The sequence below is a fragment of the Pseudomonas sp. LPB4.O genome, from assembly GCF_038383825.1.
Taxonomy (GTDB): domain Bacteria; phylum Pseudomonadota; class Gammaproteobacteria; order Pseudomonadales; family Pseudomonadaceae; genus Aquipseudomonas; species Aquipseudomonas putida.
The window spans coordinates 4,857,671-4,882,872 of the sequence record NZ_CP151298.1; the positions used below are offsets into that span (position 1 = coordinate 4,857,671).

24 protein-coding genes are annotated in these 25,202 nt (G+C 62.8%); 11 read left to right on the top strand and 13 right to left on the bottom strand.

Annotation, left to right across the window (positions count from 1 at the left end):
• Positions 1-66: 66 nt before the first annotated feature.
• From MRBLPB4O_RS21955 to MRBLPB4O_RS21985, 7 genes are all read right to left on the bottom strand, one after another.
• Positions 67-936, bottom strand: a complete 870-nt coding sequence (locus MRBLPB4O_RS21955; RefSeq protein WP_016498268.1) for an HlyD family secretion protein — start codon at positions 934-936, stop codon at positions 67-69.
• 12 nt (positions 937-948) lie between these two features.
• Positions 949-1,155: a DUF1656 domain-containing protein gene (locus MRBLPB4O_RS21960; protein ID WP_016498267.1), complete on the bottom strand. Its 207-nt coding sequence runs from the start codon at positions 1,153-1,155 to the stop codon at positions 949-951.
• Positions 1,142-3,130 (bottom strand): FUSC family protein, encoded by a 1,989-nt coding sequence (locus MRBLPB4O_RS21965; RefSeq protein ID WP_284365204.1) that lies wholly within the window; start codon positions 3,128-3,130, stop codon positions 1,142-1,144. The genes MRBLPB4O_RS21960 and MRBLPB4O_RS21965 overlap by 14 nt, the downstream gene beginning before the upstream one ends.
• A gap of 300 nt (positions 3,131-3,430) precedes the next feature.
• Positions 3,431-3,547: a cytochrome c oxidase subunit CcoM gene (gene ccoM, locus MRBLPB4O_RS21970; protein ID WP_003254862.1), complete on the bottom strand. Its 117-nt coding sequence runs from the start codon at positions 3,545-3,547 to the stop codon at positions 3,431-3,433.
• A 134-nt stretch (positions 3,548-3,681) separates the two neighbouring features.
• The gene (locus tag MRBLPB4O_RS21975; protein WP_003254864.1) at positions 3,682-3,843 is read right to left on the bottom strand and encodes a hypothetical protein; all 162 of its coding nucleotides are present in this window, start codon (positions 3,841-3,843) and stop codon (positions 3,682-3,684) included.
• Between the two features lie 67 nt (positions 3,844-3,910).
• Complete coding sequence (locus MRBLPB4O_RS21980; RefSeq protein WP_016498265.1) at positions 3,911-4,240, bottom strand: hypothetical protein; 330 nt, start codon at positions 4,238-4,240, stop codon at positions 3,911-3,913.
• A 63-nt stretch (positions 4,241-4,303) separates the two neighbouring features.
• Positions 4,304-4,999: a hypothetical protein gene (locus MRBLPB4O_RS21985; RefSeq protein WP_049278000.1), complete on the bottom strand. Its 696-nt coding sequence runs from the start codon at positions 4,997-4,999 to the stop codon at positions 4,304-4,306.
• A 162-nt stretch (positions 5,000-5,161) separates the two neighbouring features.
• Here MRBLPB4O_RS21985 and rapA point away from each other — a divergent pair, with 162 nt between their 5' ends.
• Both rapA and MRBLPB4O_RS21995 read left to right on the top strand, forming a co-directional pair.
• The gene (gene rapA, locus MRBLPB4O_RS21990) at positions 5,162-8,008 is read left to right on the top strand and encodes an RNA polymerase-associated protein RapA (protein WP_341796588.1); all 2,847 of its coding nucleotides are present in this window, start codon (positions 5,162-5,164) and stop codon (positions 8,006-8,008) included.
• 294 nt (positions 8,009-8,302) lie between these two features.
• On the top strand, positions 8,303-10,567 hold the full coding sequence (locus MRBLPB4O_RS21995; protein WP_341798922.1) for an EAL domain-containing protein: 2,265 nt from the start codon (positions 8,303-8,305) through the stop codon (positions 10,565-10,567).
• On the opposite strand, the gene MRBLPB4O_RS22000 is transcribed toward MRBLPB4O_RS21995, so the two are convergent.
• A complete protein-coding gene (locus MRBLPB4O_RS22000) occupies positions 10,467-11,354 on the bottom strand; it encodes an NAD(P)-dependent oxidoreductase (protein ID WP_341796589.1) in 888 nt (295 codons plus the stop codon). The two genes, MRBLPB4O_RS21995 and MRBLPB4O_RS22000, sit on opposite strands and share 101 nt — an antisense overlap.
• Before the next feature lie 170 nt (positions 11,355-11,524).
• Entirely contained in the window at positions 11,525-11,836 is a 312-nt protein-coding gene (locus tag MRBLPB4O_RS22005) for a DUF2288 domain-containing protein (protein ID WP_063422167.1), read from the bottom strand.
• A 360-nt stretch (positions 11,837-12,196) separates the two neighbouring features.
• On the opposite strand from MRBLPB4O_RS22005, the gene MRBLPB4O_RS22010 reads away from it, so the two are divergent.
• The 8 genes from MRBLPB4O_RS22010 (at position 12,197) to nhaA (ending at position 21,234) form a co-directional block, all read left to right on the top strand.
• Complete coding sequence (locus MRBLPB4O_RS22010) at positions 12,197-13,312, top strand: branched-chain amino acid ABC transporter substrate-binding protein (protein WP_341796590.1); 1,116 nt, start codon at positions 12,197-12,199, stop codon at positions 13,310-13,312.
• A 186-nt stretch (positions 13,313-13,498) separates the two neighbouring features.
• A complete protein-coding gene (livH, locus tag MRBLPB4O_RS22015) occupies positions 13,499-14,422 on the top strand; it encodes a high-affinity branched-chain amino acid ABC transporter permease LivH (RefSeq protein WP_008097482.1) in 924 nt (307 codons plus the stop codon).
• A complete protein-coding gene (locus MRBLPB4O_RS22020; protein ID WP_341796591.1) occupies positions 14,419-15,675 on the top strand; it encodes a high-affinity branched-chain amino acid ABC transporter permease LivM in 1,257 nt (418 codons plus the stop codon). Before livH ends, MRBLPB4O_RS22020 begins: the two co-directional genes overlap by 4 nt.
• Positions 15,672-16,439, top strand: a complete 768-nt coding sequence (gene livG, locus MRBLPB4O_RS22025) for a high-affinity branched-chain amino acid ABC transporter ATP-binding protein LivG (RefSeq protein ID WP_003254878.1) — start codon at positions 15,672-15,674, stop codon at positions 16,437-16,439. The genes MRBLPB4O_RS22020 and livG overlap by 4 nt, the downstream gene beginning before the upstream one ends.
• On the top strand, positions 16,440-17,141 hold the full coding sequence (locus tag MRBLPB4O_RS22030) for an ABC transporter ATP-binding protein (protein ID WP_016498257.1): 702 nt from the start codon (positions 16,440-16,442) through the stop codon (positions 17,139-17,141). It begins immediately after the preceding gene.
• Between the two features lie 218 nt (positions 17,142-17,359).
• Positions 17,360-18,034, top strand: coding sequence for a hypothetical protein (locus MRBLPB4O_RS22035; RefSeq protein WP_341796592.1), 675 nt, complete (start codon positions 17,360-17,362; stop codon positions 18,032-18,034).
• 103 nt (positions 18,035-18,137) lie between these two features.
• Complete coding sequence (locus MRBLPB4O_RS22040; RefSeq protein ID WP_341796593.1) at positions 18,138-19,745, top strand: NAD(P)/FAD-dependent oxidoreductase; 1,608 nt, start codon at positions 18,138-18,140, stop codon at positions 19,743-19,745.
• Positions 19,746-20,058: 313 nt separating this feature from the next.
• Positions 20,059-21,234: a Na+/H+ antiporter NhaA gene (gene nhaA, locus MRBLPB4O_RS22045; protein ID WP_341796594.1), complete on the top strand. Its 1,176-nt coding sequence runs from the start codon at positions 20,059-20,061 to the stop codon at positions 21,232-21,234.
• A gap of 70 nt (positions 21,235-21,304) precedes the next feature.
• Here nhaA and MRBLPB4O_RS22050 read toward each other — a convergent pair whose 3' ends face one another.
• A complete protein-coding gene (locus MRBLPB4O_RS22050; RefSeq protein WP_009684613.1) occupies positions 21,305-21,769 on the bottom strand; it encodes a glycine zipper 2TM domain-containing protein in 465 nt (154 codons plus the stop codon).
• 147 nt (positions 21,770-21,916) lie between these two features.
• Here MRBLPB4O_RS22050 and MRBLPB4O_RS22055 point away from each other — a divergent pair, with 147 nt between their 5' ends.
• Positions 21,917-22,150, top strand: a complete 234-nt coding sequence (locus tag MRBLPB4O_RS22055; RefSeq protein ID WP_341796595.1) for a hypothetical protein — start codon at positions 21,917-21,919, stop codon at positions 22,148-22,150.
• 39 nt (positions 22,151-22,189) lie between these two features.
• Here MRBLPB4O_RS22055 and pdxH read toward each other — a convergent pair whose 3' ends face one another.
• The 3 genes from pdxH to MRBLPB4O_RS22070 form a co-directional block, all read right to left on the bottom strand.
• Positions 22,190-22,837 carry a pyridoxamine 5'-phosphate oxidase gene (pdxH, locus tag MRBLPB4O_RS22060; RefSeq protein ID WP_341796596.1) on the bottom strand — a complete coding sequence of 216 codons (648 nt, stop codon included), beginning with the start codon at positions 22,835-22,837 and terminating at the stop codon, positions 22,190-22,192.
• 19 nt (positions 22,838-22,856) lie between these two features.
• Positions 22,857-23,849 (bottom strand): OmpA family protein, encoded by a 993-nt coding sequence (locus MRBLPB4O_RS22065; RefSeq protein ID WP_341796597.1) that lies wholly within the window; start codon positions 23,847-23,849, stop codon positions 22,857-22,859.
• A 99-nt stretch (positions 23,850-23,948) separates the two neighbouring features.
• Complete coding sequence (locus tag MRBLPB4O_RS22070) at positions 23,949-25,094, bottom strand: serine hydrolase domain-containing protein (protein WP_341796598.1); 1,146 nt, start codon at positions 25,092-25,094, stop codon at positions 23,949-23,951.
• Positions 25,095-25,202 lie beyond the last annotated feature (108 nt).

The window sequence follows — 25,202 nt, forward strand, 5'->3', positions numbered from 1 at the left end:
CAACTACATTGCCTGTACTGGCCGCTTCGCAGCACAAGGCTGCTACAAGTTAGCAAGGCAGCACCATCACTGCTCGCCCCGGTCTTCATGCACCTGCACGCTCGCGGTCATGCCTGCACTCAGGGTCACCCCTTCCGGTACCTGGTCCAGGCGAATCCTTACGGGTATGCGTTGGGCCAGCCGCACCCAGTTGAAGGTTGGCTCTACCTCCGGCAGCAACTGGCTGTCCGGGTTGCTGTTGCGGTCGGTGATGCCGCGGCTGATGCTCTCCACATGCCCCTGCATCGGCTCGCCCGCACCCATCAGCCAGACTTTCACCGTGTCTCCCACGCGAATACGCGGCAGCTTGGTTTCCTCGAAGTAGGCCTGGATATAGAAGGTTGAATCATCCACCAGGGCCATTACCGATTGCCCGGTGTTCACATAGTTACCCTCGGCCAGACGCAGGTTGGTGATATGCCCGCTGCGTGGCGCCCGCACTTCACTGCGCGCCAGGTTGATCTTGGCAACCTGCAACTGCGCTTCGGCTTCATGCAGTTCGCCACGCGCAATGGCTGCATTGATCTGGGCATTTTCACGCAGTTCGGCACTGATCGCTTCTGGCCCCAGGGCGGTACGCCGGGCTGCCTCGCGCTCGCGCAAGCGCAGTTGCTGCGCGCGGGTCTCAGTCACCGCACTGGCCTGGTCGAAGGCCGCCTGGAAGCGCTCGCGGTCGATGCTCATCAACAGGTCGCCAGCCTTGACCTGCTGGTTATCACGGGCCTTGAGCTCACGCACCCAGCCGGACACGTCAGGGGCGATCACCACCACATCGGCGCGCACACGGGCGTCACGGGTCCAGGGCGTAAGCATGTAGTACTGCCACAGCTGGTAGCCGGCCCAGACGGCCAGAGCCACCACACACAGCGTCACCAGGGTACGTACGGCCGCACGCATCGAAACACTCCTTTATAAAGCTCCCAGCAGCCTCACCACCAGGAACAACACACAAACGAACAGCGCTGCATCGAACAACGCTTCATGCCAGATCCAGCGCCCCAACGGCGTCGCCTGCACCACCAGGCGCAACACGCCGGTTATCACCAGCGCCAGCAACACATAAAGCAGAAACGGGCTGAGCAGCACGCCGCCCACTTCCCATTCACGCAACCCCATGGGCTTCCTCCTGCCAACGGCACCACTTGCCCCAGCTTTTCTGCAACTGCAGCACAGCCCCTTCGGCCAGCCGCAGCGGGTCACTCGCAGGCAGCCGACGCAAGGCGGCAATGAATTGTTCACTGGCGGCGTCCAGGCGCTGCCCACGCCCGGCGGCCGGCCCCTTGGCCAATACCGCCTCCACCTGCTGCAAGTACTCGCGCTCGGCCCGCCCCAAGGGGGCCTGGGCAACCGCCAGGCACATGCGCAGGTGCACCAGTTCATCGCCGATATCCAGCCCGTGCAGGCCGTCATCCCAGCGCTTGCGCTCGTTTTCGGGCAGCTCGCCAGCATGCCGCGCCAGTTGCATCAGGCGGTCGGCCATGCGCCCGCCAAACCAGCTGTCGGCGCCGCGCAGGTCGCGCCGGGTCAGGCGCACCAAGTCGCTCTGGGTGGCGGCACGCAGGCGCCGGCCCAGCCAGGCCGGGTGGCGGAATACCAGTAACCGGAAGGCCATCACCGCTGCCGACACCCCTACCAGCATCGCCAACGCACTGTTGAGCATGGTCGCCACACCAAACTGCATGGCGTTGAGCGGGGATACCAGCACGATGAAGTGCAGGCAATAGGAAGTGGCGGTGGCCCCGGTGCGTGGGTGGGCCATGCCCAATGCGCCGAGAAACAGCGGCACGCCCATGCCCAGGCAAAGCATGGCGAAGCTGCTCCATTGCGGCAGCAGGATCTGCCCCACCAGAAACGCCGCAGGTATCGCCAGGAAGATCCCGCGCAGGAAGCTCAGGCCAATCTGCGCGCCGTTCTCGCGGCTGGCGAACAGGCTGCAGACCACGCAAGTCAACACCAGGCCTCCCGGCGCCGAAGGCCACGCTGTCGCCAGCCAGAAGCCGCTCATCACCAGAAAAGCCAGTGCGCTGCGTGAGCCGAACAGCAAGGCCAGCGACCAGTCGCGGTGCACGGCCAGGCCTTGGGATACATCCTTGGGCGCCCTGCCCGCCTCCACATCCTCCAGCGCCAGGCTGGCAGCCATGGCGTAATCCAGTAGCAAGGCCATGCGCGCCAGGCAGTAGTGCTCCGTCGAACTGATCTGCTCATCATGGGCGGCATCCCAGATGCGCTGGCGCAGCAGCAACAGGCTGGGCTGGTCGGGTTTGGCCAGAAGCGCGCGCACCTCTTCCAGCCAGTGTGCCAGGTGTGCTGCCTCACGCTCATCGAGTTGCCGCCACTGCCGGCGCACCGAGCGCGAGATGCGCAACAGCACCATCAGCTTCTGGCTGAGACCACGAATGGCGCGAGCTCGCTGGCGCCCGCGGTTGCCTTCGAACCAGGCATGTTCACGCTGGCTGTCGATGGCAACGATACGCCCCAGGCTCTCCAGCAAGCCTTTGCGCGCCTCATCCTCGCCGCCCAGCATGGCACTGGCAGCCTGCAGGCCGTTCTGCCAGGCCTGCCGCGCCTGCCCGCCCAATTGCTGCTCCACCCGCATTGGCCAGAGCAAGGCACTGGTGGCGGTGGCGCAAAAAATGCCCAGGCAGATCTCGGTACACCGTGCCACGGCCTGGTCGAACACCTGCAACGGGTGGTCGATGGCCGGCAAGGCAATAATCGCCGCGGTGTAGCCAGCCAATACAAAGGCATAGGCCCAGGCGCTGCGCAGTTGGGTCGAGGCAGCAGTGCACAGCGCCAACCACAGCGCCAGGGTAATGAGGAACAAGCCAGGGGTCTGGGCAAACAGGCCGATGAACACCACTGACATGACCGTGCCGACCAAGGTACCGGCCAGCCGTGCCAGGCCTTTCTGCACCACCATCCCGGACAGCGGCTGGGCGACGATGAAGGCGGTCATCAGTGCCCAGGACGGCTGCTCCAGGCCCCAGCGCATCGCCAGCCACAACGCCAGGCCGCCACCGAGCAAGGTCTTGATGGCGAACTTGAGGGCGAGGCTGGTGGGGGCGAACAGGGCCTGAAGAGTGATGGGCACTAGGCGGACCTTGCGGGGGATGGTCGTACTGGAAAGATAGACAATGATGAGAAGGATAATGCGGAAACGATTAATTAGCTAGCTAATCATCTGTATTGGAACATCGGTAAGCCTGTGCCGGCCCTTTCGCAGCACCAGGCTGCTCCTACAGAGATCCCGTAGAGCCAGGCATCACGCTCAACCTGTAGGAGCAGCCTTGTGCTGCGAAAGTCCCGGCACAGGCAACACTTAAATCCCAGGCAAAAAAAATGGGCGACCGAAGTCGCCCTAAATGCCTTGCGTGCTCGTGTACCCGAAAGGTCAGCGCGGCTTGCGCTTGTTCGAGTCCTTCCAGATGAAAATGCCCAGACCGGCAAAGAAAGCGACCATCAACCCGACCGTTACCACACCAGCGATAACCACGTTGTCGAAGAACATGCTGGCCTCCCATTCGTCTGCCGTTGTCCGATGGGTGAACGTTAACCAATGTGAGGGGGGAGAAAATTGATCGGGGTCAATGGTGCCCGGGGCCGGGCACGCGAGGCGGCTGCAGGGTTGACCTGCGTCAAGTTTCAGCGCTTCTTCGGTTTGCCCTTGGGCTTCTTTTTCTTGCTGGTGCTCAACGGCAGGGCTTGCTCGAACGCGTTGCGCATTTCGTTCAGGCGCTTTTCCTTGAGGTCGTGGACGCGCTTGGCGCGTTCGGCATCAAAATCGATGAGGTTGTCTTGGCTCATGGGCGGGCTCGACGATCAACTGAGGCTTGCATGATGAAGCCAGGCGCAGGCGCTGACCAGCCCCGCGTCAGACTTCGATATCCACCAGCAGCCCCTGGCGTACGTGCTCGCCCATCAACGGGGCGACCGGCACGGTGTTGTCAGCGTTGACCTCGTCACCTGGCACGGCACTGTAGCGATCCTGGTCGCCCTGCTTGCGACGTTGCTGCTGGCGCCGCTGCTCCTCGCGCAGCAACAGCACCTGCTCCTGCGGGTCGCGCTGGTGCTTGAGGTCGATGCCACTTTCGCTGGACGTAGGCTGCGCCGGCACCACCGGCTTGATGTCGGGGGTCGGCTTGACCGGGTCCAGTTGCGAGGTCACCGGGGCAGCGCTGAGCGGGATGATTGGCGGCAGCATGGACGTTCTCCTATACCCCCTGTATCGGCAGGCGCGGGTTTACCTTGATGTCATGGACAACAATTACTCGGCTTCGTCGTCAGGATCATCGTCGCTTGGCGGGCTGGCTTCGCTCCAGGGCCGCTTGTAAACCTGCTGCCAGACCGCATCCATGTGATCGCGCAGCACCTGCGGCGCGGCTTTGAGCGAGGCACTGTCATCCCGGTCACCGCCGATCGGCTCCTCACCCGCCGGGCTGATCAGTGACTGGCCGGTGATGGTGTAGCTGGCCTGCCCTTCGCGCATCTCGATAGCGATATCGTGCGGGTCGATGCCGCCGCCACAGAAGGCATGGCTGGCCACCGTAACCTCGGCCACATCATCCTTGTTCAGGTCGCTGACATCACTGACGTCGGTATAGAAGTCCACGTCCAGGTCCAGCCCCGGGCAGGTGGTTTCCTGCTCGATCTGCCAGCGCGCCTTGAATGCATCGCTTTCGGCAGTGCGCCCGTACAGGGTGGCCTTGAGTACCACCTTGTCCACTTCCTGCTCGCTTTCCGGGTCGCTGGCCTGGCCATCGCTGCGGCTCAATACCAACAGGCCTTCACCGTCGCGGTCACGAAAGTGCACGCTCTTGATCGGCGTCTGCACGCCCAGGACCTCAAGTTGCTCCATCGGGATGGCCGGCAAGGTCTCAAAGTTTTTCTGCTCGCAGGCGGCCAGCAGCAACAGGCTGCCCACGGCCATGGAAGCGCTGATCCAGCGGTGCTTGGCAGACATGTTGATCCGAGGCCCTCGTCAGCTGCACGGTGCAAGACGATGAAACGGCTAGACTGACTAACTTCCTGTTGTCGATCGGCACCTTTCGGTGCGTTCGCACTTTGGTCTGACCGGCCGATCCGTTAACATAATCGGCTTTTTCATCGCGGGAGTTCAGGCAGTATGGCGCAGCAGTATCAACCGGGGCAACGCTGGATCAGCGACAGCGAAGCAGAGCTCGGCCTGGGTACCATCCTGGCGCAGGATGGCCGCCTGTTGACCGTGCTCTACCCGGCCACTGGCGACACACGCCAGTATTCCCTGCGCAACGCGCCGCTGACCCGCGTGCGCTTCTCGCCAGGTGACCAGATCACCCACTTCGAGGGCTGGAAGCTGACCGTGCGCGAAGTCGACGACATCGACGGGCTGATGGTCTACCACGGCCTGGACGGTCAGAACCAGCCGCGTACCCTGCCAGAAACCCAGCTGTCGAACTTCATCCAGTTCCGCCTGGCAAGTGACCGGCTGTTTGCAGGGCAGATCGACCCCCTGTCGTGGTTCAGCCTGCGCTACAACACCCTGCAGCACACCAGCAAGCAGATGCAGTCGGCGCTGTGGGGCCTGGGGGGCTGCCGCGCGCAACCGATCGCCCACCAGCTGCACATCGCTCGTGAAGTCGCCGACCGCAGCGCCCCGCGGGTACTGCTGGCCGACGAAGTGGGCCTGGGTAAAACCATCGAGGCCGGCCTGGTGATCCATCGCCAGTTGCTGTCGGGCCGCGCCAGCCGCGTGCTGATCCTGGTGCCGGAAAACCTCCAGCACCAGTGGCTGGTGGAAATGCGCCGCCGCTTCAACCTGCAAGTGGCCCTGTTCGATGCCGAGCGCTTTATCGAAAGCGACGCCAGCAACCCGTTCGAGGATGCCCAGCTGGCGCTGGTTGCACTGGAATGGCTGGTCGACGACGAAAAGGCCCAGGACGCATTGTTTGCCGCTGGCTGGGACATGATGGTCGTCGACGAGGCCCACCACCTGGTCTGGCACGAAGACCAAGTCAGCGCCGAATACGGCCTGGTCGAGCAACTGGCCCAGGTGATTCCGGGCGTGCTGCTGCTCACCGCCACCCCCGAGCAGCTTGGCCAGGACAGCCACTTCGCCCGCCTGCGCCTGCTCGACCCCAACCGCTTCCACGACCTGGCCGCCTTCCGCGCCGAGAGCGAGCACTATCGCCCGGTGGCTGAAGCCGTGCAGGAGCTACTCGATGAAGGCCGCCTGTCGCCCAAGGCCCACGCCACCATCCAGGGTTTCCTGGGTGCCGAAGGCGAAGCCCTGTTGGCTGCAGTCAGCGACGGCGACAGCCAGGCCAGCGCACGCCTGATCCGCGAGCTGCTGGACCGCCACGGCACCGGCCGCGTCCTGTTCCGTAACACCCGTGCGGCAATCCAGGGCTTCCCCGAGCGCCAGTTGCACCCTTACCCGCTGGCCACACCCGAGCAGTACCGCGACCTGCCAGCCGGCGAGCACGCCGAGCTGTACCCGGAAGTCGCCTTCCAGGCCCAGGGTGATGTGGCTGACGACGAGCGTTGGTGGCGTTTCGACCCGCGCGTCGACTGGCTGATCGACACCCTGAAGATGCTCAAGCGCACCAAGGTACTGGTCATCTGCGCGCACGCCGAAACCGCCATGGACCTGGAAGACGCCCTGCGCGTGCGCTCCGGCATCCCGGCCTCGGTGTTCCATGAAGGCATGAACATCCTCGAGCGCGACCGCGCCGCCGCCTACTTCGCCGACGAAGAATTCGGTGCGCAAGTGCTGATCTGCTCCGAGATCGGCAGCGAAGGCCGCAACTTCCAGTTCGCCCATCACCTGGTGATGTTCGACCTGCCAGCACACCCGGACCTGCTCGAACAGCGCATCGGCCGCCTTGACCGGATCGGCCAGAAGCACACCATCCAGTTGCACATCCCGTACTTGCTGGGCAGCCCGCAAGAGCGCCTGTTCCAGTGGTACCACGAAGGCCTTAACGCCTTCCTCAACACCTGCCCCACCGGCAACGCCCTTCAGCACCAGTTCGGCCCACGCCTGCTGTCGCTGCTTGAAGGTGGCGAGAGCAAGGCCTGGGATTCCCTGGTGAACGACGCCCGCAGCGAGCGCGAGCGCCTGGAAGCCGAACTGCACACTGGCCGCGACCGCCTGCTGGAGCTCAACTCCGGCGGTGCCGGCGAAGGCCAGGCGCTGGTCGAGGCCATTCTCGAACAGGACGACCAGTTTGCCCTGCCGATCTACATGGAAACCCTGTTCGACGCCTTCGGCATCGACAGCGAAGACCATTCCGAGAACGCCCTGATCCTCAAGCCGAGCGAAAAGATGCTCGATGCCAGCTTCCCGCTGGGCGACGACGAAGGCGTGACCATCACCTACGACCGTGCCCAGGCGCTGTCGCGCGAGGACATGCAGTTCCTCACCTGGGAGCACCCTATGGTGCAGGGCGGCATGGACCTGGTGCTGTCCGGCTCTATGGGCAACACCGCCGTGGCACTGATCAAGAACAAGGCACTCAAGCCGGGCACCGTCCTGCTCGAATTGCTGTTCGTCAGCGAGGTGGTGGCACCACGCAGCCTGCAGCTGGGCCGCTACCTGCCGCCGGCGGCACTGCGCTGCCTGCTCGACGCCAACGGCAACGACCTGGCCTCCCGCGTGGCTTTCGAAACCCTCAACGAGCAGCTCGAAAGCGTGCCGCGTGCCAGCGCCAACAAGTTCGTCCAGGCCCAGCGGGACGTGCTCGCCAAGCGCATCAGTGGCGGTGAAGAGAAGATCATGCCGACCCACGTCGAGCGCGTAGCCGAAGCCCAGCGCCGTCTGGCAGCCGAGGCCGACGAAGAGCTCGCCCGCCTGGTGGCACTGCAAGCGGTCAACCCAAGCGTGCGCGACAGCGAAATCGACGCCCTGCGCAAGCAGCGTGAAGACGGCCTGGCGATGCTGGACAAGGCCGCCTTGCGCCTGGAGGCCATTCGCGTGCTGGTGGCTGGCTGATCTGACACGCCCGCTGGTGGCCTGACCACCATTTTGTAGGAGCAGCCTTGTGCTGCGAAGAGGCCGTATGCCCCACAACATTATTGTGAGGCTTACGGCCTCTTCGCAGCACAAGGCTGCTCCTACACGTATATGCCCCTCTTTATGCCTGATGGCGATTGGGTTGATAACCAAATCGTAGAAATCAATATGCCATTATTCAGGAAGGCTTAAACACCTCTTCCTATACTGCCTCTGGACAGTCTGCACAGGGTTGTAGGGCAGACGAGTGAAAACTCGATCATGGGGCACTCAATGGAATGGCTGGGGCTGCAACTGTTCGCCGACCTTCCGGCAACCGGGCGCATCGTTATCGATTGCCGCCATGAACCGTTCCTGGTGCTGCTTGCCTACTTCGTTGCCAGCGCGGCTTGCTTCGCGACCCTCGACATGGCCGAGCGCCACTCCCACAGCGAAGACCCCACTGCCCACCGACAATGGCACATGCTTGGCGCCTGCTGCCTGGCCGGTGGCATCTGGGCCATGCACTTCATCAGCATGCTGGCCTTCCAGGCGCCGGTGGAGGTGCACTACGACGTTTCCCTTACCATTCTTTCGCTGCTCATCGCCCTGGGCGTCGCCTGGGTGACCATGCACAGCCTCGACCGCAGCCAGATGCGCGCGCATCACTTCCTGCTGAGCGCAGTACTGATCGGCCTGGGCATCATCCTCATGCACTTTGTGGGCATGGCTGCGATGCAAACCGGCGCCCAGCAGTACTACCAGACTGGCCTGTTGCTGGTCTCTGCTGCCCTTGCCCTGCTCACCAGCCTGGCAGCGTTGTGCCTGGCCCGGTACTTGCGCAATGGCAGCGGCACGCTGCACCAGGCCATGAAGTACGGCGCCAGCCTGCTGATGGCCGGTGGTATCGTCGCCACCCACTTTACCGCCATGTCGGCCATGACTCTGGTGATCCCGGCCGATACCGCACTGCGCCTGCCCTCTGGTGACAACAGCCTGCAACTGGGGCTGGGCATCGGCTTCATCACCCTGCTTATCAGTGGCGCCAGCATCAGCGCCGCACTGGCCGACAAGAAGCTGCAGAGCAAGGAGCACGACCTGCGCCGGGTCAGCATACTGCTCAGCCAACTGGACCAGGCCCGCGCCTCGCTGCAGCAGGCCGCGCACTACGACGCCCTGACCAACCTGGTAAACCGCCGTGGCTTCAACCAGGTGTTCGCGGAGCGCCTGGCCGATCACCAGGCCACGGAAAACCGCCTGGCAGTGATGTTCCTCGACATCGACCACTTCAAGCGCATCAACGACAGCCTTGGCCACGACGCTGGCGACGAACTGCTCAAGGTGATCGCCAACCACATCAAGGCCGCCACCCGCAATCAGGACCTGGTTGCACGCCTGGGCGGCGACGAGTTCTGCGTGGTCACCAGCCTCAACAGCTGCGACGAAGCCCGCCACCTGGCACAGCGCATCATGCAACGGATGAAAGAGCCCATCGACCTGGGTGGGCGGCGCATGGTCATGACCACCAGCATTGGCATCAGCATTTTCCCCGACGATGGCAACAGCGCCGAAGAACTGCTCAAGCATGCCGACCTCGCCCTTTACCAGTCCAAGGATAGCGGGCGCAACAGCCTGCACTTTTTCAACCACAACCTGAAAACCCAGGCCTCCTTTGCCCTGCAACTGGAAGAAGAGCTGCGCCTGGCCCTGCTCGAAGAGCGTGGCCTGTGCGTGCATTACCAACCTATCTTCGACATGCACAGCGGGCAGGTGGCCAAGCTCGAAGCCCTGGTGCGCTGGCATCACCCCCAGCACGGCCTGCTGGCACCCGATCGCTTCATCGGCATTGCCGAAGCCAACGGCCTGATCATCGACCTTGACCTGTGGGTGATGCGCCACGCCTGCGCCGACCTGGCGCACCTGCAGCGCCACGGTTATGGCGACATCAAAGTGACGGTGAATTGCTCAGCCGTAACCCTCAGCCACGATGAACTGCCCAACGAAGTGGAGAAGGCGCTGTTCCACGCCGGGCTCGCGCCCCGGAACCTGGAGCTGGAAGTGACCGAAAACGCCCTGATGGGCGATATCCAGCGTACCGTCAACCTGCTCAAGCGCGTGCGTGCCCTTGGCGTGGCGCTGTCGATCGACGACTTCGGTACCGGCTACTCGTCACTGGCCTACCTCAAGCGCCTGCCGCTGGACGTGCTGAAGATTGACCGCACCTTCCTGCAGGATGTGCCGGGCAGCCAGAAGGACCGCGAGATCGTCCAGGCGATCATCGTCATGGCGCATACCCTGCACCTGCAGGTTGTCAGCGAAGGCGTAGAAACCGTCGAACAGCAGGCATTCCTTGAAGCCCATGGCTGCGACTACCTGCAGGGCTACCTGCTGGGCCGCCCGGTACCGTTGGCCGATCTGCGGCCGCTACTTGAGCGGCTGCAGCGCCAAAGCGAGGGAGTCAGCCCTTGTTGCGGTACAGTTCTACAAGGGTCGCCGGATCTTTTTGCAGGTAACCCTGGCTACCGTGCAGGCGCATCAGCTGCGCGGCGAGGCCACTGAGCGGCGTCGCCGAACCCTGCTCACGGGAAAACTTGACTGCGCCGTCGAGGTCTTTGAGCAGCGTGCGCACGTGCCACTTGATTGGCTCGAAGCGGCTTTCGGCCATTTGCGGCGCGAGGATCTGCAGTGGTTTGGAATCGGCAAAGCCACCCGCCAGTGCTTCGGCGATCAGCGTCGCGTCCACCCCGGACTGCTCGGCCAGCGCCACCACTTCGGCGATTACCAGCGCATTGCACGCCACGATCATCTGGTTGCAGGCCTTGGTCACCTGCCCGGCCCCCACAGCCCCCATGTGCGTCACGCGCTGACCAAGCACGTGCAGCACTGGGCGTGCTCGCTCTAGGTCGGCCGCTTCACCGCCAACCATGATCGCCAAGGTACCGGCCTCGGCACCGGGTGTGCCGCCAGACACCGGGGCATCCAGCCAGGCCATGCCGCACAGTACCGCGAGCTCGGCGGCCATATCACGGGTGGCGGTGGGCTCCAGGCTGGAGAAATCAATCAGCAACTGGCCACTGCGCCCACCGTGAGCAATGCCGTGCTCGCCGAACACCACCTCGCGGACCACGGCCGTGTCGGCCAGACACAGCAGTACCATGTCGCTGCCCTGGCACAATTCGGCGGGGCTGCTGGCCAGGCGCGCGCCGGCAGCGACCAGCGCAGCACACTTGTCCGGGCTGCGGTTCCACACGGTCAGCGGGTACCCCGCCGCCAGCAGGCGTCGGCACATGGGCAGGCCCATCAGGCCAATGCCGGCGAATCCAAGCGAAGGTAGTGCAGTGCTCATCAATGACTCCTGGCTATTCGAATTGTTTTCCAGGCTGGCCGGAACGGTGGACACATTACGCATCCCGTAAACTGTTACCGCCACGCCGAATTGTTACTTACCTCTACCCGCCTTGAACGCCTTCAAGCACCAAAACGGGGCTGCTGCGCATTTTTGCGCACCAAAAAAGATCATGCTTCAGTCGGGCGCTTCGCCTGAATCACGATGAACGGCGAAACCACCACGGCCCAGATCTCTGGATCGCGGCTTTGCAGGTCCAGTGCCTGCTCGGCCGATACCGGCCCAACAGTGCCATCACTACGCCACTTGGCGAAGATCTCGCTGCGATTCTCGGCCATCGCCTCGGCAACGGTGATCAGGTCGAGGCTGGGGTCGACCCAAATCAGGTCACCCTTGGCCCAGAAACGCTCCAGGGCTTTCCACTCGATGATTGCCGTCTCGCCAAGCAATTTGGCATAGAGGGTGCTTGTTTGATCAGTCATGGGCGTGTATCCGCAAAAATCGGCCAATAAAAAAGGTCGGCATTTTTGCAGAAAAACCCAGGTACAAATATGTAATTTGGTCGATTGACCCCGAACTTGTGGGGCGGGGTCGCAGATACAGGCCATTTGATGGCGCCTTTTTGTATCTTTCTGTCGAGCACGCGACAACCCAGGAAACAGGCACTTTTTGACGGCTTTCCAAGCGCTCAAACAGCGCTCTACACTGTACCGGTACAGTTCCGGGACATGTTCCGGGGGAAGGTGGGCTTGCGCGTTGGCATGGCCACGCTGCAAATCCCGCCCGGTCTGTAGCCCTGGCCGCCAGGACTATAAGAATTACAACAGAATGAGTGGAGCACTATGATCAAGATTTCCAAGCTGTTCGCCGCAATGGTACTGGCCGGGGTAGCCAGCCATTCGTTTGCCGCCGATACCATCAAGATCGGCATCGCCGGTCCGAAGACGGGTCCTGTGACCCAGTACGGCGACATGCAGTTCATCGGCGCCAAACAGGCCATCAAGGACATCAACGCCAAGGGCGGCGTCGATGGCAAAATGCTTGAAGCCAAGGAATACGACGACGCGTGCGACCCTAAACAGGCCGTGGCAGTCGCCAACAAAGTGGTCAACGACGGTGTCAAGTTCGTCATTGGCCACCTGTGCTCCAGCTCTACCCAGCCTGCGTCCGACATCTATGAAGACGAAGGCGTGATCATGATCACCCCCGCCGCCACCAGCCCGGAAATCACCGCGCGTGGCTATAAAATGATCTTCCGTACCATTGGCCTGGACAGCGCCCAGGGCCCAGCGGCCGGCAACTACATCGCCGACCACGTCAAGCCGAAGGTCGTTGCGGTGCTGCACGACAAGCAGCAGTACGGTGAAGGCATCGCCACCGCGGTCAAGCAGACCCTGGAAAGCAAAGGCACCAAGGTTGCCGTGTTCGAAGGCCTGAACGCGGGTGACAAGGACTTCTCCTCGATCATCCAGAAGCTCAAGCAGAACAATGTCGACTTCGTCTACTACGGCGGCTACCACCCAGAGCTGGGCCTGATCCTGCGCCAGGCACAGGAAAAAGGCCTGAAAGCCAAGTTCATGGGCCCAGAGGGTGTGGGTAACGACTCGATCTCGCAGATCGCCCAGAACGCCTCCGAAGGCCTGCTGGTCACCCTGCCGAAGTCGTTCGACGCCGACCCTAAAAACAAGGCCATCGTCGACGCCATCAAGGCCGACGGCAAAGACCCGAGCGGCCCGTTCGTGTTCCCTGCCTACTCGGCTGTCCAACTGATCGCCGAAGGCATCAAAGCGGCCAAGTCCGAAGACGCCGAGAAGGTGGCAGAAGCCATCCACGCCGGTACCTTCAAGACCCCGACCGGCGACCTGTCGTACGACGCCAAAGGCGACCTGAAAGACTTCAAGTTCGTGGTATACGAATGGCACTTCGGCAAGCCGAAGACCGAAGTCTCCCCTCAGTAACTGCGTGACTAAATAGCTGACCGTAGAAGCCCACTGTGCGAGCAGTGGGCTTTGTTTTACGAGGTTCATGGGCCCGACTCCCGCGATCCGGGGGCGGGCCCACCTGAAAATCTTAAAACCGTCACCCGCGGTTTCCTGGCATACCCCCGCCAGCGAAATGCAAATCAGGTTTTTAGGAGCGCTGTAATGCCTGAGATCTACCATTTCTTCCAACAACTGGTTAATGGATTGACCATCGGCAGCACCTATGCCTTGATCGCCATCGGCTACACGATGGTGTACGGCATCATTGGCATGATCAACTTCGCCCACGGCGAGGTGTACATGATCGGTTCCTACGTGGCCTTCATCGCCCTGGCGGGCCTGGCCATGATGGGCATCCATTCGCTGCCGATCCTGATGACCGTTGCCTTCGTCGCGACGATCTTCGTCACCAGTGCCTATGGTTACAGTATCGAACGGGTTGCCTACCGCCCCTTGCGCAACAGCAACCGTCTGATCCCGCTGATTTCCGCCATCGGCATGTCGATCTTCCTGCAGAACACCGTCTTGCTGTCGCAAGACTCCAAGGACAAGTCCATCCCCAACCTGATCCCCGGAAGTTTCTCGTTCGGGCCAGGCGGTGCGGAGGAAGTTCTGATCAGCTACATGCAGATCCTGGTGTTCGTGGTCACCCTCGTGGCAATGACCCTGCTCACCCTGTTCATCTCCCGTTCCCGCCTGGGCCGCGCCTGCCGCGCCTGCGCCGAAGACATCAAGATGGCCAACCTGCTGGGCATCAACACCAACAACATCATCGCCCTCACCTTCGTCATCGGTGCCGCCCTGGCGGCGGTGGCGGCCGTGCTGCTGAGCATGCAGTACGGGGTGATCAACCCCAACGCCGGTTTCCTGGTGGGCCTCAAAGCCTTCACCGCGGCGGTGCTGGGTGGCATCGGCAGCATTCCGGGCGCCATGCTCGGCGGGCTGGTGCTGGGCGTAGCCGAAGCCTTTGGCGCCGACATCTTCGGCGACCAGTACAAGGACGTGGTGGCATTCGGCTTGTTGGTTCTTGTCCTGCTATTCCGGCCGACCGGCATCCTGGGCCGCCCGGAGGTTGAAAAAGTATGAGCAAAAATCTCAAACAGGCGTTCTTCAGCGCCTTGCTGGTCTGGGCCGTGGCCTTCCCGGTGCTGGGCCTGAAACTGAGCATCGACGGCATCAGCCTGGTCGTGCACAGCCAGGGTTCGTTCACCATCAGCATCATCGCCGTGTGCTCGGTATTGATGTTCCTGCGCGTGCTGTTCGACAAGCAGTGGAGTTCGGTGATGGGCCGCCGTTCGGATCGCAAGCTGATCCCGCCGGCCGTCAGCAACTACCTGACCCTGCCCAAGACCCAGCGCTATGTGATCATTGGTCTGATCGTTGCGGCACTGGTGTGGCCGTTCTTCGGCTCGCGCGGTGCGGTCGACATCGCCACGCTGATCCTGATCTACGTGTTGCTGGGCCTGGGCCTGAACATCGTGGTCGGCCTGGCGGGCCTGCTCGACCTCGGTTACGTCGGCTTCTATGCCGTCGGCGCCTACAGCTACGCCATGCTCTCGCACTACCTGGGCTGGAGCTTCTGGGTGTGCCTGCCGATTGCCGGCCTGATGGCCGCCACCTTCGGCTTCCTGCTTGGCTTCCCGGTGCTGCGCCTGCGCGGTGACTACCTGGCGATCGTGACCCTTGGCTTCGGCGAGATCATCCGCCTGTTCCTGCGCAACCTCACCGACTGGACCGGCGGCCCCAACGGCATCAGCAACATCCCCAAGCCGGAGTTCTTCGGCCTGACCTTCGAACGCCGTGCCGCCGAGGGCATGCAGACCTTCCACGAGTTCTTCGGGCTGGAATACAACTCGATCAACAAGGTCATCTTCCTCTACCTGGTAGCCCTGCTGCTGGCCCTGCTCGCGCTGTTCGTGATCAACCGCCTGCTGCGCATGCCAATCGGCCGCGCCTGGGAAGCCCTGCGTGAAGACGAGATCGCCTGCCGTGCGCTGGGCCTGAACCCGACCATCATCAAGCTCTCGGCCTTCACCCTCGGTGCCTGCTTCGCCGGTTTCGCCGGCAGCTTCTTCGCTGCGCGCCAGGGGCTGGTCACACCGGAGTCGTTCACCTTCATCGAGTCGGCGATCATCCTCGCCATCGTCGTGCTCGGCGGCATGGGCTCACAACTGGGCGTGATCCTCGCGGCCATCGTGATGATCCTGCTGCCCGAGCTGATGCGTGAGTTCAGCGAATACCGGATGCTGATGTTCGGTGCGCTGATGGTGTTGATGATGATCTGGCGTCCGCAAGGCTTGCTGCCTATGCAACGTCCACACATGGAGCTGCATCGATGAGCCGTGAAATTCTGCAAGTCAGCGGCCTGAGCATGCGCTTCGGCGGCTTGTTGGCGGTCAACGGCGTGGCCCTGACCGTCAAGGAAAAACAGGTGGTGGCGCTGATCGGCCCGAACGGCGCCGGCAAGACCACCGTGTTCAACTGCCTGACCGGTTTCTACAAGCCCAGCGGCGGCACCATCCTGCTCGATGGCCAGCCGATCCAGGGCCTGGCCGGCCATCAGATCGCCCGCAAGGGCGTGGTGCGGACCTTCCAGAACGTGCGCCTGTTCAAGGAAATGACCGCCCTGGAAAACCTGCTGATCGCCCAGCACCGTCACCTGAACACCAACTTCTTCGCCGGCCTGTTCAAGACCCCGAGCTTCCGCCGCAGCGAGAAGGAGGCCATGGAACGCGCGCAGTACTGGCTGGAGAAGGTCAACCTGACCGAATTCGCCAACCGTACCGCCGGCACCCTGGCCTACGGCCAGCAACGCCGCCTGGAAATCGCCCGCTGCATGATGACCCAGCCGCGCATCATCATGCTCGACGAACCGGCCGCGGGCCTGAACCCGAAGGAAACCGAAGACCTCAAGGCACTGATCGCCTACCTGCGTGAGTCGCACAACGTCACCGTGCTGCTGATCGAGCACGACATGAAGCTGGTGATGAGCATCTCCGACCATATCGTGGTGATCAACCAGGGCACCCCCCTGGCCCACGGCACGCCGGAAGAGATTCGCGACAACCCTGATGTGATCAAAGCCTACCTGGGGGAAGCGTAAATGCTGAAGTTCGAAAACGTTTCCACCTTCTACGGCAAGATCCAGGCGCTGCACAGCGTGAACGTGGAGATCAACCAGGGCGAGATCGTCACCCTGATCGGTGCCAACGGCGCCGGCAAGTCGACCTTGCTGATGACCCTGTGCGGCTCGCCGCAGGCGCACAGTGGCAGCATCAAGTACCTGGGTGAAGAACTGGTCGGCCAGCCGTCCTCGCACATCATGCGCAAGAGCATTGCCGTGGTGCCTGAAGGCCGCCGCGTGTTCGCCCGCCTGACCGTCGAGGAAAACCTGGCGATGGGTGGCTTCTTCACCAACAAGGGCGACTATCAGGAGCAACTGGACAAGGTGTTGCAGCTGTTCCCGCGCCTGAAGGAGCGTTATATCCAGCGTGGCGGCACCATGTCTGGTGGCGAGCAGCAAATGCTCGCCATTGGCCGGGCGCTGATGAGCAAGCCCAAGCTGTTGCTGCTCGACGAGCCCTCGCTGGGCCTGGCGCCGATCATCATCCAGCAGATCTTCGACATCATCGAGCAACTGCGCCGCGATGGCGTGACCGTGTTCCTGGTGGAGCAGAATGCCAACCAGGCGCTCAAGGTCGCTGACCGCGCCTATGTGCTGGAGAACGGCCGGGTGGTGATGCAGGGGACAGGTGAAGCACTGCTGACCGACCCTAAGGTGCGCGACGCGTACCTGGGGGGTTGATCGGAAAAGGGCCTTCGGGCCCTTTTTCATGCCTGCCAGAAATGTCTCGCCAGTACCGGCCTCTTCGCGGTCTTGCACGCTCCCACAGAAAACCCACGGTACCTGTGAGAGCGGGCGAGCCCGCGAAGAGGCCGGCACTGGTAACCATTGACTTGAGATCCACCGCCGGCCTGAGTAACGTGGCCAGCTCTTTGCCAAAGATTCCCGGAGTTCGCCCGATGCGCCTCACCCCCACCCTGCTGCTCACCGCCCTGCTGCCCCTGTTCGCCGGCTGCCAGCTCATGGCTGACGCGCCAAGCGACCCGAATATCGGCACCACGCGCATGCAGGGCGAACTGCGTGCCGCCGGTGGCCAGCTGCTGTTCAAGCCGTGCAGCGAAAACCGCACGTTCGTGATCAACGACGTCGGCGCCACCGGCATCCTGCAGGAGGCCGCCAACCTCGCCAAAGACGCCAACGACAAACTGTTCGCCGACGTCCGTGGCCGCCTCACCGGCAGCAAGCAGGCCAACAACGACGGCCAGCTTGAAGTGCGCCGCCTGTACCGCCTGGAACCCTCCACGCGCGCCTGCGAAGACCCCAACTTCAAGCAGCTGACCCTGCGCGCCAATGGTCATGAACCCGAGTGGGACATCAAGGCCAGCGGCAAGGGCATGGTGCTCAGTCGCGTGGGCCAGCAGCCTTTGCCCCTGCCGTTTCTGGAAGAAGAAGTACCCGGCGGCGGCCTGACCCTTACCAGCGAAGCCAACGGCCAGCACGTGGAACTGTGGGTCGCGCCGCAGCGCTGCGTAGACAGCGCCACGGGCGCCATCCACCACATGCGTGCCGAGCTGCGCATCGACGGCAAGACCCTGCAGGGCTGCGGCTACTACGGCGGCGCGCGCGACAACTGATCACCGGGTACTTTTATCCTGCCAGTCGGGGCGGCGAACAGCTTATACTTGGCGGTTTGTGTAAAGCCGCCGGCCGCCCATGGCCGGGATACTGGACCCTGCCATGCTACGAATCACCGAACTCAAGCTGCCCCTGGACCATCCCGACGAAGCGCTGCGTGAAGCCATCGTCCAGCGCCTGGGCATCCGCGACGAGCAACTGCTCAGCTTCAACCTGTTCAAGCGCAGCTACGATGCGCGCAAGAAGAACAGCGAGTTGCTGTTCATCTACACCATCGACCTCGAAGCCAGCAACGAAGCCGAGCTGCTCGACAAGTTCGCCGACGATCACAACATCGGCCCGGCACCGGACGTGACCTACAAGTATGTCGGCCACGCCCCGGCCGACGTGCAGGAACGCCCGATCGTGGTCGGTTTCGGCCCGTGCGGCATCTTCGCCGGCCTGCTGTTGGCGCAGATGGGCTTCAAGCCGATCATCCTCGAACGTGGCAAGGAAGTACGCCAGCGCACCAAGGACACCTGGGGCCTGTGGCGCAAAAGCGTGCTCAACCCAGAGTCCAATGTGCAGTTCGGCGAAGGCGGCGCCGGTACCTTCTCTGACGGCAAGCTGTACAGCCAGATCAAGGACCCGCAGCACCACGGCCGCAAAGTGCTGGAAGAGTTCGTCAAGGCCGGTGCGCCGGACGAGATCCTGTACATCAACAAACCGCACATCGGCACTTTCCGCCTCACCGGCATGGTCGAGCAGATGCGCCAGGACATGATCGCCCTCGGCGCAGAAGTACGTTTCCAGGAAAAGGTCACCGACCTGCTGGTCGAAGACGGCCAGCTGACCGGCGTGGTGCTGGAGAGTGGCGAACAGCTGCACTCGCGCCATGTGGTCCTGGCCCTTGGCCACAGCGCCCGCGACACCTTCCGCATGCTGCATGCCAAGGGCGTGTACATGGAAGCCAAGCCGTTCTCGGTCGGCTTCCGTATCGAGCACCCGCAAACGCTGATCGACAAAGCGCGCCTGGGCAAGTACGCCGGCCACCCGAAACTCGGCGCCGCCGACTACAAGCTGGTGTACCACGCCAAGAACGGCCGCTCGGTATACAGCTTCTGCATGTGCCCGGGTGGCACCGTGGTCGCCGCCACCAGCGCCCCAGGCCGGGTGGTCACCAACGGCATGAGCCAGTACTCGCGTAACGAGCGCAACGCCAACTCTGGCATCGTCGTCGGCATTGACCCCGAGCGCGACTACCCGGGCGGCCCACTGGCCGGTATTGAACTGCAAGAGCGTCTGGAAGCCCACGCCTACGTGATGGGCGGCAGCAACTACCAGGCCCCGGCGCAGCTGGTGGGTGACTTCGTTGCAGGCCGGCCATCGACCGCCCTGGGCAGTGTCGAACCGTCCTACAAACCAGGCGTGACCCTGGGTGACCTGGCGCCGAGCCTGCCCGACTTCGCCATCGAAGCCATCCGTGAGGCACTGCCGGCGTTCGACCGCCAGATCAAGGGTTACAACCTGCATGACGCGGTGTTGACCGGGATCGAGACGCGGACCTCGTCGCCACTGCGCATTACCCGGGGTGAGGATTACCAGAGCCTGAACCTGAAAGGGTTGTTCCCGGCGGGTGAAGGCGCCGGCTACGCGGGCGGGATTCTGTCCGCGGGTGTGGACGGGATCCGTATTGCCGAGGCGGTAGCGCGGGATATGCTCGGCCTGTAATTTTGTATCGCCTGTCAGGGCCCTTTCGCGGGTAAACCCGCTCCCACAGGTACTGCACAGTATTTGAGAACTGCGCAGTACCTGTGGGAGCGGGCGCGCCCGCGAAAGGGCCCTTGCAGGAATCAGAAATATCCAACCCGAACATCAGACATTCCCTCCCCCTTCCGCCCCCGTCTGCATCTAGGCTTCACACAGCCTAGCCGGCAACACCATATAACAAAAACGAATATAGTTTTTGTTTTAAAGCATATCGTCACAGGCTAGGGTGTACGCCCGTATCATTCGTAAACTGCTCATGGAGAGCCTATAGCCCGTGCGTAGCCTGTTTACCCGTTTCTTCCAGCTTGAAGCCGCCAGCGGCCTGCTGCTGATCGCCGCCGCCGTCATGGCACTGATCATCAACAACTCACCACTGTCCTACCTGTACAACGGGCTGCTCGATGTGCCCGTCGCCGTCCAGGTCGGCGCGCTGAATATCGCCAAGCCTTTGTTGCTGTGGATCAATGACGGCCTCATGGCCCTGTTCTTCCTGCTCATCGGCCTTGAGGTCAAGCGCGAGGTGGTCGACGGCCACCTGTCCAAACCTGCCCAGGTGATCCTGCCTGCCACTGCTGCCGTGGGGGGCATGGTGGTGCCAGCACTGATCTACTGGTTCATCAACCGCGACAACCCGGCGGCCGTGGCCGGCTGGGCGATCCCCACTGCCACCGACATCGCCTTCGCCCTTGGCGTGCTGGCCCTGCTGGGCAAACGCGTACCGGTATCGCTGAAACTGTTCCTGATGACTTTGGCGATCATCGACGACCTGGGCGCGATCATCGTCATCGCCCTGTTCTACTCCGGGACACTGTCGAGCGTGTCGCTGCTACTGGCTGCGGCCTGCCTGGTGGCGCTGGTAGCGATGAACCGGCTTGGCGTGGTCAAGCTTGGGCCGTACATGATCGTTGGCCTGATCCTGTGGGTCTGCGTACTCAAGAGTGGCGTACATGCCACGCTGGCCGGTGTCGCCCTGGCCTTGTGCATCCCGCTGCGTACCCGCAACGCCGAGACTTCGCCACTGCTGTCCCTTGAGCATGCCCTGCATCCTTGGGTCGCTTATGCCATTTTGCCGATTTTTGCCTTCGCCAATGCTGGCGTCTCGCTGGCAGGCATGACCGTAGACAGCTTCACCCACCCGGTGCCGATGGGCATCGCGGTTGGCCTGCTGCTGGGCAAGACCGTGGGCGTTTTCGGCCTGACCTGGCTGGCGGTCAAGCTGCGCCTGGCCGCGCTGCCTGAGGGTGCCGGCTGGGGGCAAATACTGGGGGTGGCGATACTCTGCGGCATCGGCTTCACCATGAGCCTTTTCGTTGGCTCGCTCGCCTTCGCCCCGGGTAGCAGCGATTACGCCGGTATGGACCGCATGGGTATTCTTACCGGCTCGTTCTTCGCCGCAGTGATCGGCTACGCCGTCATCGCCATGGCCAGCCGCAAAACCCGTGTTGGTTGACGTTACTGAAGCATGAAAAAACCCCGACTGGCAGCGGCCATGTCGGGGTTTTTGTTTTACTGCGCTACGGTCAGTGCGAAACGCGGCTGGTGCCATCAACAGTCATGATGCGCACGCGGTCGCCAACGCGGAAGATTTCGTTCTCCTGCACGGCCTGCACGTAGGCACGCATGCTGCCATCGTCCTCACGCACGGTGATTTCGACGCCTTGGGTGCGGGTCAGGCCTTCTTCTGCAGCGGAACCGGCCAGGCCACCGGCCACGGCACCGATCACGGCTGCAACAATGCTGCCACGGCCACCGCCTACAGCACTGCCGGCTACGCCACCAACGATGGCGCCAGCGCCACCGCCGATCGGGGTCTTGGTACCTTCGATCTTGACCGGGCGCAGGGATTCGATGGTGCCCATGCGCACGGTTTGCACGCGGCGGGCTTCATCACGGGAGTAGCTGTCACCGGTCAGGCTCGAGGCACAGCCCCCCAGCAGCAGCGACATGGTGGTAAAGGTCGCCACCAGCAAAGCGGATTTACGCATGGGTAAAGTCTCCATAAGTCAGGTGCTCATTAGACGCTGCACGTTGACGGCTGTCACGGTACAAACGTAATAAAATTGTTTTCATTCAGCCGGTGTACAGCCTGTGCGGTTCTGCCATAGGCTCATCAATTGAGACCAAGGATAGCCATGGATTACTTCATCGTCGTGGTCACCACCGTTGCCGGGCTGTATTTCCATTGGTGGCTGTATGTACGCATGCGCCGCTGGATGGACCGTGACCTGGCGTTGTCGCTGGCGGGGGCTGACCCTGAAAAGCGTGAGTACATGCTGGAAAGGTTGGCGCAGGCGCGGCAGGAGAAGGTGGGGCGCAAGCAACTGGCGGGGTGGTTGGAGCGCGAGGCGGCGGGGTATCGGGGGTAGCCTGATGGATCACTGGGGCTGCAAAGCAGCCCCAAATTCTCAGGGTGCCAGCCGCTCACGCAGCCATTGCCCGTCCACCAGCCGGTAGTTCAAGCGGTCATGCAGGCGGCTCGCCCGCCCCTGCCAGAACTCGATACGCTCAGGCAACAGACGATAACCACCCCAGTGCTCCGGGCAGTGCGGCTGGGTGTCGGAGAAGCGCGCTTCGGTGGCCTTGACCAGGCCCTCCAGCTCTTCACGACCGGAAATCACACGGCTCTGCGGCGAAGCCCAGGCGCCCAGGCGGCTGCCCAGCGGGCGCACCTGGTAGTAGTCGTCCGACTCCTTGGCCGTGACCTTTTCCACCCGCCCTTCGATGCGCACCTGGCGCTCCAGCGCCGGCCAGAAGAAGGTCATGGCCGCAAAAGGGTTGGCCTGCAGTTGCTGGCCCTTGGCGCTTTCGTAGTTGGTGAAGAAGGTAAAGCCCTGCTCATCGAGCCCCTTCAACAACAGTACGCGGCAATGTGGGCGGCCTTCGCCGTCCACAGTCGCCAGGGTCATGGCATTGGCTTCCACCGGTACCTGCTCGGTCTTCACCGCATCGGCAAACCACTGGTGGAACAAAGCGAACGGCTCCCCCGGGGCCTGGGCTTCGGCCAGGCCATCACGGGTGTAGTCGCGGCGCATATCGGCCAGGGATTGGGTCATTGCTGCGTTTCCTTGACGATCAGTTGGTCTTCGCAGGGCTATTGGCAGCTACTTTCTTGTCAGCGGTAGCTTTCTTGGCGGCAGGCTTGGCGGCTGCCTTGGCCGGCGCAGCTGTTTTCTTGGCCGTGGCCTTGGCAGGGGCCTTGGCCTTGGCAACAGGCTTCTTCGCCGCAGGCTTCTTGGCTGCTGGCTTGCTGTCGACGGCCTTGGCTGCAGGTGCCTTGGCATCCTGCACCGCAACCATCGAGGCCGGGACAGGTGCCGGGGCGGCCTGCTGGTACTTGGCCAACAGTGCGACCATGGTGTTCTGCGGGGTCAGCAGCATTTCCACGCGACGGTTCAGGGCACGGCCCTCGATGCTGTCGTTGGCGGCACGTGGCATGACCGAGCCCATGCCCTTGAGGGTCAGGCGGTCACGCTGCAGGCCGCTAAGGCGGAAGATGGCCGATACCGAAGCGGCGCGTTCCAGGCTGAGCTTCTGGTTGGCAGCGGCAACGCCGCTGCTGTCGGCATGGCCCAGTACCAGCACGGCAGTCTTGGGGTCGCCTTCGACGGTCTTGGCCACACGAGTGATCGGGCCGAGGGTCATTGGCAGCAGCATGTTCGGGCGATCAGGGTTGTACGAGCTGTCCACCGGCAGGGTGACCGCCAGCACATTGTCGCGGCGCTCCAGTTCCAGCTTGCTGTCCTTGATGGCTTCACGCAGCTTGGGCTCGTACTCGTCCAGCCAGGCCTGGGTGGCCTTCTGGTCGATCTTCGGCACGACCGGCCCTTTGGCTTGCTTGTCATCGCCGCCGAACGGCCACCACCAGCGGCTGGCGCTTTCGGACTTGGCATCGGCCTTGGCCACTTTTTCGGTGACGGCTGCCTTCACTTCCTGCTCGGCGACCTTGTCGGAACCGAAAGGCCACCAGCTGGAGCCACCTTCCTTGGAGCCGTCCGGAGAATGACTGGCGCAGCCGGTAACGGCGGTCAGGCACAGGGCGAGTGCTAAGGTTTTATGTGAAGACATCAGCGATACACCATGAATTAGAAAGAGATTTTGCCAACGCACATGAGGCGTTGGCATTGAGGATAGTCAAAGGGGCGGGGCAATACCCGCATTACCCGATCAAAGGCAACTGGCAAGAACACGGACCAGTTTCTGGGCTCGTGGATCCATGAGCACGTAGGGACCAAGTGTATTGACCACGAAACCGAAGGCCACGTCGTGCTCCGGGTCGGCAAAACCGACCGAGCCACCAGCACCTGGGTGGCCGAAGGCGCGGGCGCCGAGGCCAAAGGTGGCATTGGCCACATCAGGCTGGTCGAGCATGCAGCCCAGACCAAAGCGGGTCTGGGTGAGCAAGGTGCGGTCCTGGCCGAGGCTGTGCTCGCGAGTCAGTTCATCAAGCAGTTCGGATTCGAGCAGGCTGCCGTCCAGCAAACCGGCATAGAACCCTGCCAGGCTGCGGGCATTGCCATGGCCATTGGCCGCCGGCTGTTGCATACGTCGCCATTCCGGCTTATTGGTGCTGGTCAGGATCGCCGGCGGGTTGGTGAAAGCACGGGTCGATAGCGCCTCGGGTTCGCGCATGGTCACCTGCAGCAAGCGCTGCGCGGCGGCGTCCCCGGGGTTGCCCTTGCCACGGGCGATGTGCGCCACGCGGTAGAACTCTTCGTCTGCCAGGCCAACATGGAAGTCCAACCCCAACGGGCGGGCGGTGCGGGCCACGATCGAGTCGCCAGGGCCACGGCCATCGGCGCGGCGAATCAGCTCGCCGATCAGCCAGCCGTAGGTGATGGCGGCATAACCGTGTTCGCTACCGGGTGTCCACCATGGCGTTTCAGCCGCCAGGGCATTGACCATGGCCTGCCAGTCGTACAGGGCTTCAGCGGGCAGCAGCTCACGGATGGCCGGCAAGCCGGCGCGGTGACTGAGCAGCTGGCGCAAGGTGATCGACTGTTTACCGGCCTGGGCGAACTCGGGCCAGTAATTGGCCACAGGTGCATCGAGGGCCAGCTTGCCCTCGCCCACCAGTTGCAGGGCGGTGACAGCGGTGAAGGTCTTGGTACAGGAGAACAGGTTGGCGATGGTGTCGCTGTGCCAGGCCTGCTGGCCATCCTTGTCGGCACTGCCGGCCCACAGGTCGACGACGGTTTCGCCACCGACCTGGATGCACAGCGCAGCGCCACGCTCCTGGGGATCTTCTAACAGCGCGGCAAAGGCTTCGCGCACGGCTTCGAACTTCAGCTCATAGTGACCCTGGATCTGCACCCGCTGTACTCCGTACGACCATGTCCAAAAAAGGTGTGCATTGTTTCAGTACTTGGGTGTTTTGCAAACTGGCTTGGGCCAAATGGTCGCGACGAACGGTAGCTTCGT